At 42.6% G+C, this 17,626-nt stretch carries 12 protein-coding genes and 1 pseudogene; 1 reads left to right on the top strand and 12 read right to left on the bottom strand.

Annotation, left to right across the window (positions count from 1 at the left end; all coding sequences use genetic code 11):
* Window positions 1-33 precede the first annotated feature (33 nt).
* Complete coding sequence (locus tag BDE36_RS09910) at window positions 34-3,222, bottom strand: SusC/RagA family TonB-linked outer membrane protein (protein WP_141814741.1); 3,189 nt, start codon at window positions 3,220-3,222, stop codon at window positions 34-36.
* A gap of 26 nt (window positions 3,223-3,248) precedes the next feature.
* Window positions 3,249-4,685 carry a redoxin domain-containing protein gene (locus BDE36_RS09905; RefSeq protein ID WP_141814740.1) on the bottom strand — a complete coding sequence of 479 codons (1,437 nt, stop codon included), beginning with the start codon at window positions 4,683-4,685 and terminating at the stop codon, window positions 3,249-3,251.
* Between the two features lie 288 nt (window positions 4,686-4,973).
* Here BDE36_RS09905 and BDE36_RS09900 point away from each other — a divergent pair, with 288 nt between their 5' ends.
* Window positions 4,974-5,342, top strand: a complete 369-nt coding sequence (locus BDE36_RS09900; RefSeq protein WP_141814739.1) for a hypothetical protein — start codon at window positions 4,974-4,976, stop codon at window positions 5,340-5,342.
* Between the two features lie 399 nt (window positions 5,343-5,741).
* On the opposite strand, the gene BDE36_RS09895 is transcribed toward BDE36_RS09900, so the two are convergent.
* From BDE36_RS09895 to BDE36_RS09850, 10 genes and pseudogenes are all read right to left on the bottom strand, one after another.
* The gene (locus BDE36_RS09895) at window positions 5,742-6,041 is read right to left on the bottom strand and encodes a hypothetical protein (RefSeq protein ID WP_141814738.1); all 300 of its coding nucleotides are present in this window, start codon (window positions 6,039-6,041) and stop codon (window positions 5,742-5,744) included.
* Window positions 6,038-6,979, bottom strand: a complete 942-nt coding sequence (locus BDE36_RS09890) for a hypothetical protein (RefSeq protein ID WP_141814737.1) — start codon at window positions 6,977-6,979, stop codon at window positions 6,038-6,040. Before BDE36_RS09890 ends, BDE36_RS09895 begins: the two co-directional genes overlap by 4 nt.
* Window positions 6,979-9,570: a DEAD/DEAH box helicase gene (locus tag BDE36_RS09885; protein WP_141814736.1), complete on the bottom strand. Its 2,592-nt coding sequence runs from the start codon at window positions 9,568-9,570 to the stop codon at window positions 6,979-6,981. The genes BDE36_RS09890 and BDE36_RS09885 overlap by 1 nt, the downstream gene beginning before the upstream one ends.
* Window positions 9,557-10,501, bottom strand: a complete 945-nt coding sequence (locus tag BDE36_RS09880; protein ID WP_161987592.1) for a HamA C-terminal domain-containing protein — start codon at window positions 10,499-10,501, stop codon at window positions 9,557-9,559. Before BDE36_RS09880 ends, BDE36_RS09885 begins: the two co-directional genes overlap by 14 nt.
* A gap of 168 nt (window positions 10,502-10,669) precedes the next feature.
* Window positions 10,670-11,758, bottom strand: a complete 1,089-nt coding sequence (locus BDE36_RS09875) for a PIN domain-containing protein (RefSeq protein ID WP_141814734.1) — start codon at window positions 11,756-11,758, stop codon at window positions 10,670-10,672.
* On the bottom strand, window positions 11,755-12,651 hold the full coding sequence (locus BDE36_RS09870; protein ID WP_141814733.1) for a restriction endonuclease: 897 nt from the start codon (window positions 12,649-12,651) through the stop codon (window positions 11,755-11,757). Before BDE36_RS09870 ends, BDE36_RS09875 begins: the two co-directional genes overlap by 4 nt.
* Entirely contained in the window at window positions 12,651-13,331 is a 681-nt protein-coding gene (locus tag BDE36_RS09865) for a hypothetical protein (protein ID WP_141814732.1), read from the bottom strand. Before BDE36_RS09865 ends, BDE36_RS09870 begins: the two co-directional genes overlap by 1 nt.
* A gap of 169 nt (window positions 13,332-13,500) precedes the next feature.
* Window positions 13,501-13,680: pseudogene (locus BDE36_RS24155) on the bottom strand (integrase core domain-containing protein); the annotation flags it as partial.
* A gap of 1,056 nt (window positions 13,681-14,736) precedes the next feature.
* The gene (locus BDE36_RS09855) at window positions 14,737-16,419 is read right to left on the bottom strand and encodes an ATP-binding protein (protein ID WP_141814731.1); all 1,683 of its coding nucleotides are present in this window, start codon (window positions 16,417-16,419) and stop codon (window positions 14,737-14,739) included.
* A complete protein-coding gene (locus tag BDE36_RS09850) occupies window positions 16,416-17,588 on the bottom strand; it encodes an SIR2 family protein (RefSeq protein WP_141814730.1) in 1,173 nt (390 codons plus the stop codon). Before BDE36_RS09850 ends, BDE36_RS09855 begins: the two co-directional genes overlap by 4 nt.
* Window positions 17,589-17,626 lie beyond the last annotated feature (38 nt).

Raw genomic sequence — 17,626 nt, 5'->3', positions numbered from 1 at the left:
GGTTATGAATGTAAATGCTGCACTGTTCAATCTTTATTTTAAAGATGCCCTGATCCCGGCGGCTACGGTAAGAGCGGGCGGGATGCTGGTATCCGAAAAAGCATAGTCGGGATCCAGGTTCTGCTTGTTTGCCCTCCAGAGGATGCCCAGGTTATTCAGGTTAAGGAACACCTCCAGCGACTTAAAAGGCAGGGTGCGCAGCTTCTGCTGACCAATGTCGTAGCTGAGGTTAACATACTGAAGGCGGATGTTATCCCCCTTTTCCACCAGCACTTCAGAGCCCCGGTAAAACTGGTCGCGCCGTGAATTAGCAGGATAAGCGACCGAAGGCACGGAAGTAGTATTCTCATCCCCCGGCTGCTGCCAGCGCAGGGCGTAATCCGAATGGCCGGCCCCGTTGCTGAACAGGCTGGAGTAGTCGATAGACGGGCGGGTAAAGTAGGAGCCAAACTTATAAAGCAGGCGGGCCGTAAGCGAAAAACCCTTCCAGCTTAAGGTGTTGCCCATTGAGCCGAAGGCCGTCGGCATGGCCGGTCCCTTATATACCAGGTCGTCAATGGCAGTGCCGCTGCCGGTGAGGGCGGCATAGTCTTTTGAAAGTTCCCCATTCACGTAGCCCTGGGGGTCGCCCGTCTGCGGATCGAGCCCTCCCCAGCGGAAGGCCAGCGCCGAATATACCGGCCTGCCCACAATGCCGGCGATGCGGCTGTTGAGGCCCACAAAGCTGGCACCCTGCTGAGAGAACAGGTAATAACTGGTCACCTCGTCTTTATAGAAGCTCAGGTTAAAGCTGGTAGTCCAGCCCAGTGTACCTTTTATGTTGACGCTGTTCAATTCAATATCCACTCCCCTGCCCTTCATAGAAGCCACGTTCTTAGTGATGCTGCTGCCGGTACCGCTGGTATAGTCAATCAGTGAAGGGCCGAGCAAGTCGGTGCCCTTCTTGCGGTAATACTCTACAGAGCCCCTGAGGCGGCTGTCGCGCGTGCGGAAGTCGGCCGCCAGGTTCAGCATGCGCGAGGTCTCCCACTTCAGCTCGGGGTTGGCGTAGTTGCTGAAGATGGTGTAGGGAGTGAACAGGTAGGGGTTTGTACCGAAGTACTGGATGGTAGTGACGGCAGCCAGCGAGCTGTTTACGTTGCCGCTGAAGCCATAGGTTGCCCGCAGCTTCAGATCGGGCAGCCAGGCGAGCTTATAGAAGCTCTCGCGGGAGAGGTCCCAGGCCAGCCCTGCCGACCAGAGGGGATTCCAGCGGTCGTTGGTTTTCACCCCGAAGAGATTAGAGGCATCCCTGCGGGCACTGGCCGAAAGGGTATACTTGCCCTGCCAGGTATAAGCGGCATTGGCAAACAAAGAGACATAGCGGCCCAGGAAGTCATCATAAGAGTCTTTATTGGGAATGAAAGAGGTGCTGCCATCCACAAAAGAGGGATAGGTGACCGAATAATCCACGTTGCCGAAGCTGAGCACGTCGGGGTTATAGCCATAGCTGCGGTGGGCATTAGCCAATGTGCGGCTGCTGCGCAGCTCTGCCCCTGCCAGGGCCACGATGGTATGCCTGCCTATGGAGCGGTCGAAGTTGATCTGCGCGCGGGCATTGTTTACACTCAGATCCTGCTGCAACAGGTCGAGGACACCTCCCGGGGGTACCGGGTAGCTCAAGGATCCCGCTGCGCTGAGCTGAGCGAAGGAGTTGACCAGGTTGCGGGCATAGAAGCTTCCGGCATCATAGAGCTGCCTGCCCTCACGCTGCTGCTGCTCGTACTGGTATTTCAGATCGAGGTTCAAGCCCTCTGCCAGGCGGTAGTTCAGGCCGAAGTTCATCAGGGCGTCGCGGGTCATGGTGGTTCCGGGAGTATGATTATATTCTTCGAGCGGGAAATAACGCCAGTCGGGCAGCTTACCCCTCCCTGCTGTATCGGTATACGAAGAGCGGTAATTGCGTGCCAGCGGCAAAGCGTTGCCATGCTCATCGGCCAGCCGCGCATAAGGGTACAAGTAAGAAGTGTTCGCATAGATCTCGCCGTAGCCCGGCCTGCCGGTAGCGCTTTCGCTGCGTGTATAGGTAATTGCGGCACTCAGCTGAAGGTTTTTCAGGGGCCTGATGCTGCTGTTGAAGTTCAGGCTTGCGCGGTTATAAGCGGCATCGAGGTTACTGACGTTACGGTCATAGCCTCCTGAGGCTGCCCAGGCCATCTGCCCCGAGCCTCCTGTTAAGCTCAGGGCGTACTGCTGGTTTACCGCACTCCGGTAGAGGTATTGCCGGTAATCATTGCGGACATCCAGGCTGCGCCAGGAATTGATCTGCGCTTTGGCTTCTTCAGCGGATACTGTTCGCCCTGTCTGGTCCAGCAGCTCGACCACCGGTGAGAGGGCTGGTTTCCCGGGCGAGCTGAGCTTGTCGTTATAGTAGCCCTTTTCATAGAGCATCTGCTCCACATCAATGAAATCTGAGGAGGACATCTGCCTGAGATAAAAGAGGTCGGGCTTGCCGGTCAGGGACACATTGGAGCTGAAATCAACCGACAGGGGCTGGTTAAACCGGCCCTTTTTGGTCGTGATCACGATCACGCCGTTGCCTGCCCGTGCCCCCCAGATGGAGGCAGCGGCAGCATCTTTAAGCAGGGTGATACTCGCCACCTCATTGGGGTTGATGTTGTTAATATCGCCTTCGTAAGGAAAGTTGTCGAGCACGATCAGGGGACCTTTGTCGCCCAGGATGGTGCTCAGCCCGCGGATGGTGATGCCCGTGTTATTGGTACGGCCTACCACCAGTCCGTTCGCCACAGCTTCCAGGCGGGAAATCACGTCGGTGCTCACCTGCTGATTGAGGGTGCGGCGGTCCACCTGACTGAAGGAGCCCGTGGAGCGCTCGCGAGGAAGAGTTTGGTAGCCGGTGGAGACAGACACTTCCTGCAGGCTTTCTGCCGAGGGCTCAAGCAATATCTCCAGGGGGCGCTTCAGGGGAAGGCTGATGGCCAGTTCTGTGGTTTTAAAGCCGACGTAGCTCACGATGATTGTAACACGGCTGCCGCTAACCTGCAGGGTGAACTCTCCGCTGCGCCCGGTGGTGGTGCCCGTGCTGCTGCCTTTCAGGCGCAGGGAGGCCCCGGCAAGAGGCGTGTTGTTATCAGCGGAATAAACGTTGCCGCTGAGGGCCTGCCTGCACCATGCAGGCAGGGAGGCACAAACAAGAAATGTGATAAATAGAAGCTGTTTCACTTGTTAAGGGGTTATGGGTTGAATGATTAAGGATGATCAGAAATAACTAACATAGGGATGCTGCGTACCGCTTTCACCAGCTCCAGGCCGTAAGGCTTAAGGGCCCGCTGCAGGGAGGCAAGGTCGTCAAAGGAGGTGTCGAGATCGAGATCAACCTTGCCGCTGAAGTCCGTTTCATCAATCACCGGGAGCTCCAGCCGGTTCAGCTGGTTGAGGCGCACGACGAGGTAGCGTAAGGGTGAGTTCCGCAACCGGGGATGCGCCTTGTCCAGCAGCCGGTTCAGCGGCTCCCCTCCTTTGGATTTGAGCATCGCCGTACTGCCCCTGAGGCGAAGCACCAGGCAGTTTACCTGCCGATTTTCAATAACTCCACGGAAAGGCAGATAGCGATTGAGGTCGCTCAGCATGCTGCTGTAAAGATCGGCCTCCCTGCCTGCGGGCAAAAGCAACTGGTAGGTGTATTGGTTGGGCGGAGCACCGGAGGATACCTCCGGACTGCAGTTCAGGACCATGCGCCGGCCGGTAAACAGTTCGCCGTGCTTTTCAAAAAGAGCAAGGGCGGCCGTTTGGTAAAGCCACAGGGCCGTGGAGTTGGTAACGGCGATGCCCCGGCAGCTGTCGTTGCTGTAGTGGCGGTTGCCGCTGCCCAATCCGTTATAATGTCCTTTCAGCAGCAGGGACTGGTACAATCTGGCGCCCTCAGGCAGAGGCGGTAGAAAGAGAGGCTTTTCCGGGTCCAGATCTTTCTTCACAAACAGCGGCGCCGGGGCACCTGCAAGCAGCATCCTGACAGTCCTGGCATTCAGGCTCTCCGGGCCGGTAATGGCAGCCACCCTGCCCTCGGGCGTGATCCACACATAGTGCGGGATCAGGCGGTGTGGGAACAAGCGATGTAAAAGGGTATCTGAAAGCACACTAGGGTGCTCGGGTGAAGTGCCGTGGTTCTTCTTATAGCGGGTCAGGAAGGGCAGCACCTTGTTCTCCCCTTCCCGGGTAACCATCAGTACCTGGAGCTTTTCGACAAACTGCTTTTGCAGGGAATCAACTTTGGGAAAGTTAGCGATGCAGCTGGTACACCAGGTGGCCCAGAAGTCGATCAGCACCAGCTTGCCGCGAAAGTCATTCAGGGTGATGGTAGATCTATTTTCGGGATGACCTGCCACCTGAAGAGGGAGATGCCAAATCTTTTCGGGTATCGTATCTCCTATTTGCAGACCTTTTGACGGAGCCTGTGCAAAAGTTGAAACGACCTGCGAAATGGAGAGAATAATAAGAAGAATGATATATCCTATAACCAGGGCGCGGCCTAAGGTTTTATCGTTGTTGGGATCAGAAGTGTTGCGAAAAGCATTTTCTTTTGCGCTTTCATTTCTTCGTTTTAAACGAACGCTTCGCTTTAAGAATTGGTCTGTATGCTTCAAAAAGAACAATAGGGATTCTGTGCAGCCTGTGAATGGCTTCATTACTGTAAGTTTTAGTAAGATTCATTGAATTAAGAATTAAGAAATTCCAATGAAAACAGGGCGCCTAGTGCTTTCAGAAGAGAGAAATATATTTCCGGGATCGCTTAAGTGGGTGGGCAAATCAAAAGAATATATCTATCAGGGATGCAATTCACCATTCAAATAAAATTCAACATTTCTCTACATCAAATATAGCAAATATTTTATTTATTTCTACATATTTCAACATATATGTAGAAAAATTCACGTCTTTTTGTAGAAAGAAAGACATTTAATAATAGTTACCTTTTGATTGTTATTATAAAATCAAAAGGTTTGCACAGGGGAGAATTATTAGGCAAGATTATTACTAAAAAGGGCTTGGTTAAATCAAAGGTGGCTGCAGAAGCTGGATTTGATAGGACCACCTATTATTACCACATCAAACAGGCAAATTTGGATTATACGATATTGGAGAAGTACGGCAGGGTGATAGGGTATGATTTCACGACAGATTTGCCAGAAATGCAATCATTTATTCATCGCGCCGGTCCAGAGATCACAACACTTGAAGAGATGGAAAAAGATCGAAATAAATGGAAAGAAAAATACTACGAGCTTTTGGAAGAGTATCATGAGCTAAAAAAGCAAGCGGAACAACGAGGAAAGAGCAATTGATTAGCTTTGTCAGCAATCAACATCCTTATTTGCCGATTTACTTTCTATTAAAATATTCCTGTTTTCCGAAATATGGATATTGCTATTTTCGGTGTTACACAAGTATAATATTCTTTGCTCTTGGTCAATTATTCTACCCGATTTATGGATCGTTTGATTGAAATAGCAACTGAAAGATTATGAGTCTTCTAGCCTTACCGCCCTTATATATCAGGCAAAATGTGCTTTTCTGACTTACAGAAGCAATTTACCAACTGTTTTTAAACCGCAAAATTTTGCTCCGTTACGCATTTGTTACGGTTTTGCGGGGGAATGGATTTGAGATTACTTGCGCGTATTTTTTTGTCGGCAGGATATGTTCAATCAGTGTAGGAAAGGTCGTATAGTGAAACAAAGACATTAGAAGATAAAATCCAATCCAACATTGGTAAAGCCCCTTTCCTTAATGTAACTAATAACCTCTTTTCCATCGGCACTTTCAGGAACATAAGAGAAATCCCAAGTGAATTTGTCCGCTCCTTTTTTCATGCCAACGACTAATAAAATATCGTGACCAACATTTAAGTCTTCATTGATCTGACATTCCAGCGCGTTAGCAAACCTAGCAGTGGTTTGATCCTTTACTTTTTTTAAAGAGTACCAGTAAGGTGTGTTTTGGGTGGCTGTTAACATGAGCGGCCTCCAGGTTACTTTGATCATGATATGTGTTTGGAGTTAAAATAGTTTTGGTAAGTTGTAAAAAAATGATCAGCATTGACGCCTAGGTTATTGGGACTGACAGCGTGGTAATCTATACCTGCCTCATTGGCCAGCTGATTTAAAATTATTTTCAATGGTCTTTCTTCCTCTGTGAAATCTTTGATATCAAATACCGCCCCTTGTTGTTGATGAAAATTAAGCACGCAGAGGTCAAAACCGTATTGGTAATATTGTGAATCCGGGGTAAATCTATCTTCACCTAAGCTTTCTGCCGAGGCATAATATTTCCCTTTGTAAACGTAATAATAGAATGTTGATCGGAACGTTTTGAGCAATGGTATTAAAGCCGGGTTATTCTCATCATAATAATAATTTCCAAGCCAATGATCTGTGATATCTACCAGTGAACTGTTTAAGGGTAAGTTGTAAAGTATTGTCTTGAGATCAGTGCCATGCTTAGTTTGCAGTTCATGGTTAACGTGTTTAATCGTCCAGGGATTAAGGTCGATGTTACGATATTCCTCGGTGGTCACCCGGCTATGACTATTCGGTCCCTGTAGACCAAAATTGATGTCATAAAACATTTTAGTACCACTGTCGCCAAAGCGAACCCTTTCGGCGATGGGGCTTCCTCTCCGTGCTACATCTTTATCTTTATTATACTTGGTGGTTGCTTTGTTTAATACCCAAGTATGCCCTCTGCGCGATGATAACCATTCCATCGAGCGAATCGGATTGAAACCAGGCCTACGATTATCATTAAAATTTTGAAGATAAATGATATCGGCTACCAGTTCGTCTTCGATGTGCTTTAAAAAATCATCAGATAATTGTTCGGGTGTCCAGACAATACGCATTCGTACATATTTATCTGCAAATACGCCAAGCTTTCCGTTTAGAAAATTCTGTTCAAATTTTGAAAAATCGCCGAAATCCATTATTCGTTAAAATTATTGTCGTAATCATCCTGGCAAACTACCGGCAAACGGTTTTTGTATCGCGTATAATTTTGACTCAACCAATTAACACATGCCGCGCGATCAAGATCATTTTGCCCGATCAGGGTGCGTAATCTTATGGCAGTTGTTCTGGATAGACCCAAAGATATTAAGCTAATCGTTGTCGGGTTGCATGCACCCAGTTCCAGATAAGCCGATATATTGATCAGTTTAACATCCGCCTTAATGGTTTGAATATAGTACTCCAAAATATCGTTGTAGCATTTCGTGTACTTGGCATATTTATAAGTGAGTATACCATCTATTAAATCGACTACCGTCCTTACACATTTATTTACAGATGAAAACTTTTTCTCTTTTTGTTCATATTTTACTTGTTCCTGAATCAGGTAACCTAAAGGATTTTCTTTAATCCAGACGGAAGAAACGAACGCATAACGTCTAATCATACGGGTGTCTGCCGAAGCCAAAAATATGGTATTGATAACGTCGTAAACATTAACTATAGAATTATAAAATTCAAAGGCTGCTGGATAAACCGGCACCGATACACTGGTAGGCACAGTGCTGAAATACGCAAATAGCCGGTTTTGCAACCTCATATCGATGCCCGGATTCTTCCGGATTACAAAATCGGGTAACACGTTTTCATTGATAATTCCGGTAATCGCAGTTTCGATAGCAGTTACCTGCTGGCTTTCCATCGTAATCTTATGGTCATTAAGGTATTTGCCGATAGTATCGCTTGGATCGTTCAGCGAATTAATCAAAAAAGTAGATGATGTTTGTTCTAATAGCTCTTTATCTTTACCTGGAAAAACTTGGTCAACATCTTGTAGGTAGCTGGTTAAATCTACTGCTCTATCGACCAAAACATTTTCAGTGGAACTTTCAATGGTGTAGTTTTCAATAGATCTTTCAGGGATGTAACTTTCATCGTTCCAAGAGTTTGGGTCAATACAATAGATATTGCCATAAAAATCCTTTAATAGTCGTCCTGCCCTACCTGCAAGATTCCAAAAATCAAATTTACCCATGTGGTTCCCCTGTCCTTTGGTAGGATCAATGATAAAGACATTCTTTGCAGGCATGTTCATTCCTTCCAAAAGGGTACTGGTGCAACATAAATAATTCACCGGAACAGTTTCATCTGAAAATAAAAGTTCAATTTTTTCCTTTAGTTCCCGCGGCATGGTCGAATAATGAAACGCAACACCTTTACGCAAGCAGGTGATCAAAGTGTACTCCCCGTGAATATTGTCCTGAATAAAATTGACAAATTCTTCGATCCGTTCATCTTGCACATTCGGTAATAAATCGGAAAGGTGCTTGGCCAGCTCTTCAGTTTCGGCCGCGCCATTTCCGTAGAGAATATTAGACTGTCCTTTTCCTAAGTGAAATGCCCAATAAGCCATCTTCGCGCGTTTAGCGCTTGGACATCCTTTTTGAAGGTCGTTATCTTCAATCAGAGCTTCTACTTCGTCATGCAACACCGACAAAAAAGTGTCCTTTCTCTTGCTATTCAAAAAGAGTACATTTTGATGTACCGGCGAATTGTTTGTTCTCGATTCTTGTAATTCTGGCTTGAATTTTTTGAAAAACTCCGGATTGGACGCCAAGGGTGAAGAAAATACAATCCTGGCTTTCGGGTAAGTACGCGCTGTTTGTGTAATCACTCTTTCCAATAATACGCCGCGGTATCCGTCACCAACTTTTTGCGCTTCATCAACAATCAAAGTGTTAATAACAAAAGGAATATCGCGTCTTGATAACAAGTGGCTTAACCGTTCCTGGGTAAGTATGTAGATATGTTTGGTTTTATCAGTTGGAGCGCTTTGCAACTCCGTCAATTCAAAAGAAGTTGTAGAAGAATGCACTCCAACGCCCTGAATATCATAGCGATTAAAGGCGCCTCTTATATCATTTTTAACTTGGTTGATCAAGGCTTTTGTAGGAACGACATACACGATAGTAAGTTCAGGGCACTGTTGAAGTTGTTCTATAATAAACAAAATCATTAAAAAAGATTTCCCGGCTGAGGTAGGTGCTGAAAAACTATAATCTTGCCCAATACTGAGACTATGATATGCGTCTCGCTGAAAATCTGTCAGATAAAGATCAGTTCCATTCACGGAAACTTTGTTATCAATACTTTTTGAAATGACCTCATATTGCTGACTGATATTAATATCGGCCAATTCCTTTTCTAATGCTCGTTCAACTGCCCTGTTTTTAAGTAACTGAAACCCCGGGAAATTACCAAGCCTCAATAAGAGAAAAGAGGCGATTCGATCAATATCCTCATATTCTGATTTGAACTGGTTATAGACATTTACCGTAATAGCATAAGCAAGTTGTTTGTGTGCGTCCGAAGTTGCACAAGCTAAAATAGAAGCGGATTCCAATAAAAATTTCAAATCCTCCTTAGTTATATCATTCTGCTGCCTACTAGGCTCGAACGTATTCAATAGCTCGTTACGAATCAGCGACAAATATATTTTAAACCGCTCTGATGCAACAATCGAAGTTGCCAACTCATCGTAAATAGATGTTTTATTATTTCCCTCCATACAATAATTTCAAAAAATTCTTGCGCATGTTTTCAACATCCTTGAATGGCATCACAAAAAAGAAAAAACGGTGTTTTATAGTAGGAAATATAATAGTATCAGTAATGTGTTTTTTGATGGTTTCAATTTCCAATTTTAAATCATCTGTCAGTTTCTTCATTAGGGCTTCGTTAGGCTGGCACTTCTCGATATCTATGAAATTCGGCCAATCGAACCCAATAAAACATGCATTTACTTCCAACCAATCATCCCCTTTCGGTTTGGAAGGGTTTAAAAAGTCTAAAACCGCTTGCCGCAGATTATCGTTTTCTATTTCAATATGATTATTGACAACAGATACCTCGAAATCCTTTTTGTCTAAGTGAAAATTAATAACTGAAGCAATACAGGAACTAAATGCGTTATCCTTCACCTTATTCAACTTGGATTCACAGTAAAAAAAACACTTTTTATTATTTACAATGCCTACATGAATACCATCCGAGCCCTTATAATTTTCGCCCCCAGTGGTTTTGAGCGCCATTTTACTAACGATCTGCGGAGATTTTAAATATGATTCTAAAAGAAAATAAAGAGCGATTTCACCTAGCTCCCCCGACCGGCTTGCACCACTTCGACCATTGGATGAGTCTTTAGGATTAAAAAACTTATCCCTGGCCTCTATAAACAGTTGTTGGATCTCAAAAACGTTGGCTGATTTATAACGTTGTTTAGAAAAACAATATTGAACGAGGTATCCGGAAAGCGTTTTTAAGAAATCACTTTCACGATTGACACAATCGTGATATTTAATAAAATGAAATGAGGCCTGTAGCCGGTCGTTAATGTTACAATCTTCCTGTATATGATCGATGATGCTAGCATAATGATCAGGACTAACGTCCAATTCTCCTGATAAAACATCAGGATTTGATTTTGTGAATTCTGCCATTACGTTGGATTGGCGATGAAATGTATTTGATTTATAACTTTTTACTCCTATAAAACTAACAATATTGATATAGATTAAAAAATACCTTAACATAATTATCACTTCCAAAAACGACAGCAAGCAATAATACTAAAAATATTAGTAAAATCCAAAGAGGATTTGTCACATTTAATCGGTTTTGTTCAGCTCTATACTTTGACATTTTAATTTGCTGTTCACAATTAATGTCACGTCAAATGGGATGGTCTCCGTTTGGCCGACGAGCATCACATGTTTATTCCAGTCAGAGTCTATTACAGCATATTCTTCATCTCTGCTTGAATAATAATCTGATTTATCTACAAAAAATTCAAGTTCGGTTTCAATATCAATCTTAGCATCAACCACAAATTCGTCGGCACTCAGTTTTTTTACTGTTAAATCGCGGATTTGAAAATTTTCATGATAAGCAGTGATCTCCCGGTCTTCATCTGGGTAATCGCCTGGCTCAGAAAACTCGAACTTACTAAGGTTATGGCCAACATATTCATTATCTAAATACTCTTCAATAATTGACTTCAATTCAAAATCCCAAAAATCATTTGCATTGAGCCGCTCTCTGAAGACATCTTCCTGCACGACATATAAGTTCAATACGTTGTCGACAAACTCCTTTAGGTTTCGATAGACGGCCACCGTGTCGCTCTGCAAATCCTGTTCATCTAATTCATTAACCAAGTCCTCGTGCAGCTTATCACCGGCCATAAAATCAGTATGATTATTTGTCACAAATACCAGTTCTGGACGGGATGCTATTTCTTCGCCAGCTCCTGAGATCAAAGATTTAATATTCTCCCAAATGAGATTGTCGCGATAACCCTTTTCATTCGTATTAAAAGGTTTTGTTTTTAACATTGCCTTTTTTGCCAAGAACCGATGATCAGTCTTGGGATACGGAATTAGTTTAACATCGTATTCTTCAAATAGAGACATCAATCTATCACGGTAGTTGTTGACCAGATCACTAATCACCTGGTCGTTCGTTGGGCTAGTTAATTCTTCCAACGCCAGTTCTTTAATCGTATCTAACTCAGATTTGATTTGTTTATGTGCCTTATCCATACGTTGCCGGAATTTGTTGACGATTTCGTCTAATACAATTTCAGGGACATGCAGTGTCAACTTGCCCCCTTTCAATTCACGTAGTAAAATCTGGCTATTGGGCTTCTTAAAATTGAAGTCATCATAAATAATGTTAGTGTCTAATACAACTTTCATGGTTGAGGCTTGTTGATGGCAATTTTAACAGCAAATTGTTTACCGGTTCTTCTCAACGTTATTTGAATATGTCCTACATCGTCAATTTCGTGTTGCATGGCGAAAGCAAATTCATCGAGTTGTTCAATTGTGGAACTCATCAATCGGAGATGAAGCCAATCACGATCCTGGTAAAGAAATACATCATTCAGACTGATAGGATATTTTTCGTTTTCATATTTAACAATTTCAGGCCAAAGGAAATCAAAATCAAATGGTTCAAAGTCAATGGGTAGATCGTCTTCGTCATAATCACTTGATTGATAAGCCATCATTAGAAATACCAACTCTTCTTTAGCTAATTTGGCCGGATCGACAATCTCCGCCAACCTGGCAAGTGTTTTTACTTCAGGCAGTGCTTTTTGAAAAAGCCATTGCCGAACCAAATTCTTAACCCACGCTACCGTATCATCCGCAAAGTATTTTACAATCAAATCGGGAAACGCTAATAACATTAACTTGATCTTTTTTCCGTCAATAACATGTATTTTAAAACTGGCTATTTCCTGGGTTTTGTTAAGATAATCCCAAGTGTCTTTGGTCGGATGGGTATTCGTTATTAAAACAAAATGTTTTACACAATGCGCCGTTGCCCAACCGATCTTGTTTACTAGTTCATTCATAGGAACACCGCCTGTGTAAAATTTGCACTCAAAAAACCATTTTTCCGTGTAAGAGCCCAATAAGGGATTAACTACCGTGGACAAGCCTTCGATATCCCTTCCACCATCTGCACTGCCCTGATGCCAGATCATGTCGTGATACTGGTATTTCATTAGAAGGTCGAAGCATAGCTCCTCAAATTGACGCCAATCAATACGATCAAAATTAATATCGCTTTCTTCGAAATTCATTAACTACGGCCTTTAGTAAATTCTAAATATTGTAATTCTTGTTGCTGAAACGCTGCGGCTCGTTCCAACTGCGCCGTTCGCAAGGCGTCCAACTTCTCAATAGCGGCCTCCAAACTTTTAGTTTCCGTTTGTTTGAGAATTTCTTGTTCATAGGCCTCAGAAAGTAGTGTCTTGATGCCATTTCGCTTCGCGTCCAGCAAATATCGCACACCATCTATTTTCCTTTCCCCAGCTTCCTGCAAAATGGATTGCACAGCCAAGCCAGCTAAAATGTCCGGAGAGTTCAAACTAATATTAGAAGGAATCGAGGTGTAAATTACCTGGTCAACTCCCTCAAAATTATCTATTCGTATGACGGTAACTGAGTTTTTTCCAGGCTCCTTATTCCTCGGGTATAGTTTAACATTCGTTTTCTGCCGAGTTTCTCGCCGCCATAACATATCCTCAGCTTGGGTCAAGAAAGTGCTAAATCCCAGTACCAGAATTTGTGCTTTCACTTTAGCACCCCCTTCTTTCACAGGAATAAGTGAGGGAGCATCATCTCTAGTGCTACTTAACCTAGCATACTCGATAGCGAATGGCGTAAAGCAAGCTATCCGGTCGATTATAAGCGGTTCTATTTCTTTGCCTAGGTCATTAATCAAAGACCCGTAGGCCAGTATTCCAATTTTTTGACCCATGAATTGTGATAGTTATGGTTTATAATCAAATATAACGAATGGAATCCATGAAACCTGAATGGCGAAAGACTTTTGCTCTTACAACACTTTCTTTTAGGTCGACAGTGGTGTTAAATTCTATAATAGAATTATTTATAAAGCTATACTGTTCGTTCAAAGGCGAGTCTGAATGAGTACGCTCCTGATTATAATGGTGCATCCAGCGGTCCAGATCCTTCTGTAGTTCCTGAATGCTACGGTAAACTTTTTTCCGAAATGCAATGGCATAGAATTCATCTTGTATCGTCCTGTGGAAGCGGTCACAAATACTGTTGGTCTGCGGCCTCTTGGCTTTGGTTAATGTTTGCTCAAACACCTGCTCGTCCAACGACCTTTACTTCTTCGTTAGCTGCTACCCTGAAGGATCCAAAGACTTTACTGTTTCCTGGCATTGTGAATGTTATTTGAAGAATTTATATTTGATTATGTGAATAAACGTAGAATATAAAATCGAAGATAGATATATTATCGGCAAACTAAAGGTTACCTAAATTTACTAAACACAATTATGACCAAAAGAGTAATTAATGCAAAATCGCAACTTGATCCGTTACTTAAGGATAAAGACAAATTTTTAATCGGATTTGGAACAAAATCTCTAACCACCGAAGGAATTCATTATAAAGACCTTACCGAGTTAATAAAAGGGAACATTAATGAAAAGGAAGTATCCAAAAAGGAAATAAAAACTTATGTATGCTTATCCCTGTCCTTACCCTTCCCTCGATAGCGGCTTAAGCGAGGAAGGTAAGTTTTAGTCTTCAATTTCTATGGATAGTTCAGCAGTGCTTTTTATTTACTTACTGTCCCTTTCTAATTTAAGGGTTCAACGCAGGGCTTAATCCATGTAGAGAAATCAAGACTATGTCCGGCTAGAATAGAAAACGGAAATGTTTTTTTCTATGGCAACGCGATGCCTTTTTGGCGATATGGCATTACAACAACAGGAGTGTGATAATACTATGAAGAAAGGAAGGGACTGCTGCCCTGCAGAAGATTTAAACAAGTAGGACGTGAGAATCGATAATATAATGAACTGGCGGTTGTCCGGATTGATTATTTCAGATTAATTGATAACTGCAAAAACGAGAAGTGAGATTGAAATCAGCTTAAATTGTTAACTATGACTAGTGCTTCGTTTCATAACTCCCAGATTTGAACAAAGAGTGCCGAATTTTTGACTGATGATCGGAAAACATGACCAGCTCAACGAGTAGATGATGCTACGTACCAGGTTAGCGTTAAAAGCCAGCCTTTCCTCACTAAAAGATTCTAAGTCTTCCACCCCATAGTATTTTCCAGTTGTTCCTGACTATTATCGAAATTGGTAACAGAAATGCCTGTGTTAAAATAGTGATTTTATCCTCTATTCCCTTACTAAATATCGCCAACGTTTAGCTAGTTGATTTAATGATTCCTCTGACAAATAAGCATTTACCCATCCCTTCGTAAAAGATATATCATTAGATTTTGGCAACTTGTCATCGTCCAAATTCTCAATCAAAATACGTGAAGGTAATGCAGCCGCTTGTCCAACGAATATAACCTCTCTACGTCGAAGTCCTGATAACATCTTGACTAACCCGGACATACTGTCGGGAAAAAAAGATTTAATGCTCTCACGATCATTATCATTGGTAATCCGATGAACAAGCCATGAATTACATTGAGACAACACTGTTGGCTCCAATTCGCCAGGCCGTTGAGAAACAAGCAATAAGCCTATACCATATTTTCTACCTTCTTTTGCCACTCTTTTAATTGCTTCCTGCGCAGCTTCATACTGCGCTTCACCTCGATTTGGCACATATCTATGAGCCTCTTCACAAACTAAGAGCATAGGATCTTGTTTTCTTTCTTCTAATGTTTGCCAAACTTTTAAATTAAATAGTGTACGAGCAATAACAGAACTTGTTATTCCCGCCACTTCATCTGGAACGCCAGAAAGGTTTATAATGCATGGTTGACTTTTTGAAATTAATAGTGTTAGGATCTCAATAAAAGGGTCAGCTTCGACCGTCCATTCCTCCAGCATGAATTTTAGACGTACATCCCTTTCCAAGCTTTCAAGCTTTTGAAGTATTGAATTATGTGAATCCTGTTTAGAAGCTTGGGGTGGCTTCTCGGCTTCAATAACCTCCTTAAACCGGGTTAAAAGAAACGGTATAGGAGAATCAACATTTATTTTATCCGGGTCCAAACCAATTTTTGCAGCGCCTTCCTTTCTTGCTACAAGCAAAGCGTTCTTAATTATATTTGTTTGAGATGTCGCAGCAAACTCCGTTTTCCCAATTACCAAATTGACAATTTCTGTATAACTTAGAAACCAGTAGGGAAGTTTTAAAGTGCCCTCGTCTGTTGAAAGCAGATTGCCTGCCGGAAATGCTTTGCTATACTCGTTGTGTGGATCCAAAACTATAATTCTAGGATTCCAAGCCTCCTTATCCTTTCCATAATCAATTAAAGAATGCATAATTTTAGCTACAGTCCCAGATTTACCTGATCCCGTAGAGCCCAAAATCGCTGTGTGCTTGCCTACTAATTCATTAATATTGGCGTAACACGGCGTACCGCTTGAGCTTACATGCTCGCCCAGTAAAATTACGTCTTCTTTATTGTTCCCAAATATGTATTTAAGTTCAGATTGTGGAGTAAGATATATATATTGTTGAGGAAGAGGATAAGAGGAAACGCCTCGACCAAATGACAATTTCCATTCTCCTGAATCAAGAATCCATGTCCCTTCTCCGAAAAGATCCGCTTCCACTACTCTTTCATCTGAAGCGTCAGTAACAACTATCCCCTTTTCAGCTTCATACTCAGACCTCATTCTTAACCGCCCCACATATGCGTAAAGAATCTTATGGGCAAAGTGCACTTTGATAATAGAACCAAATTGACCTACCAAATAGGTGTTCCCTTCATAAGTTCGCGCTAATTCAGATAAAGACTTATCAAGTTCTGCAACGATGTGAGAGCCATCGACTTCAATTATTTCCCCTATAAATAAATTTTCTATTACATGTCTAGGATCGTCAATATTTCTCATGCTTCTCCTCTTATTAATTTGGTCAATTTTTCAAACTTCCACCATTCAAGGGCTTCTCCATTCTTCAAAGAAACGATTTCTTTAGTTCCATGAAAAACTCCTTTATCAGCGTATACTAGTACATTCTTACCGAACATTCCCGAGTGTCGCCATCTTTTTATAGTTATGTTATTCTCATCATTTGCGAATATAATCACAGTTAAGTGACCTTCCGCAGTCAAAAGAGCGTTTTCAACCTCTCTATTTATATGTGCATCTCCGAAACTGTACCCTATTATAACCAATACCTTTTGAGATTCCTTATATGTTTTGAGGCTTGATCTCGCTACATCAAATAGCCTTGCGAATGGATCAAGCTGGGTTTCTGCATACTTGGTCGTAGCTGGGTAAATCATGGTCGATGTCGCAACTCTTCCATCAATAATTCTTGGACTTACTCTTCTAGGTAAGCTATCTTTATCAAATAAGATCCAGTCTATTGAACCATGAAGCTTAATTACTCTGGCATACTGATTTTCTGCACAAAACAATTCAGGACACCAATATGCAGATGAGTTCCCGCTAAGGCCATCAACAAACGTTATATTTTCAAAAGCTAAGGCATCTTCGAACAACGTGTCGTAATTTAAAATTATATAATCGACCTTCTCCCTTTCACTCGGTTTGCCTGGTCGTTGAGTATTGTGTAAATGCCTAACAAATAAACGATGAATATCAATATTAACTTTCTGATCAATAACTTTTCTTATTTCCTCCTTTATTAAATTAATCGAGCTTCTAAGAACTGAACAATCATATTCTACTTCCCCTATTTTTATTTTTGTTGCATTAGCTTCATCGCCGCAAAGCGCAGATCTTCTTTCACCTATAGCTAGATAATCAATTAATTCACTTACGAAGTCTTCTATAGTTCCATTATCGTTTGATTGTTTTCTTATTTCATTTAGGATATTACCTGCAACAGTAGCCTTACAGGCATTTAAAACATTAGTCGTAAGTTCATTCATAAGTGGCAATCCCACGCATTTAGAACAACCTGCACCAATCAGGAAAATTCGCTTATTTTGTAGCAAAAGACTATTTAGCTTGTCTAGGGCATCAATAACATCAGACCTTTTTAAAACCTCCTTCTCCGATTCTGTAAAATCAGTATAAAAACTAGTAGTCATATGTATAATAATATACTCAATAATCTTTAAATATCCAT

The organism is Arcticibacter tournemirensis (assembly GCF_006716645.1).
GTDB classification, from domain to species: Bacteria; Bacteroidota; Bacteroidia; order Sphingobacteriales; family Sphingobacteriaceae; genus Arcticibacter; species Arcticibacter tournemirensis.
The sequence above is the reverse complement of the archived record's forward strand: the minus strand, read 5'-3'. Positions and strand labels throughout refer to the sequence as shown.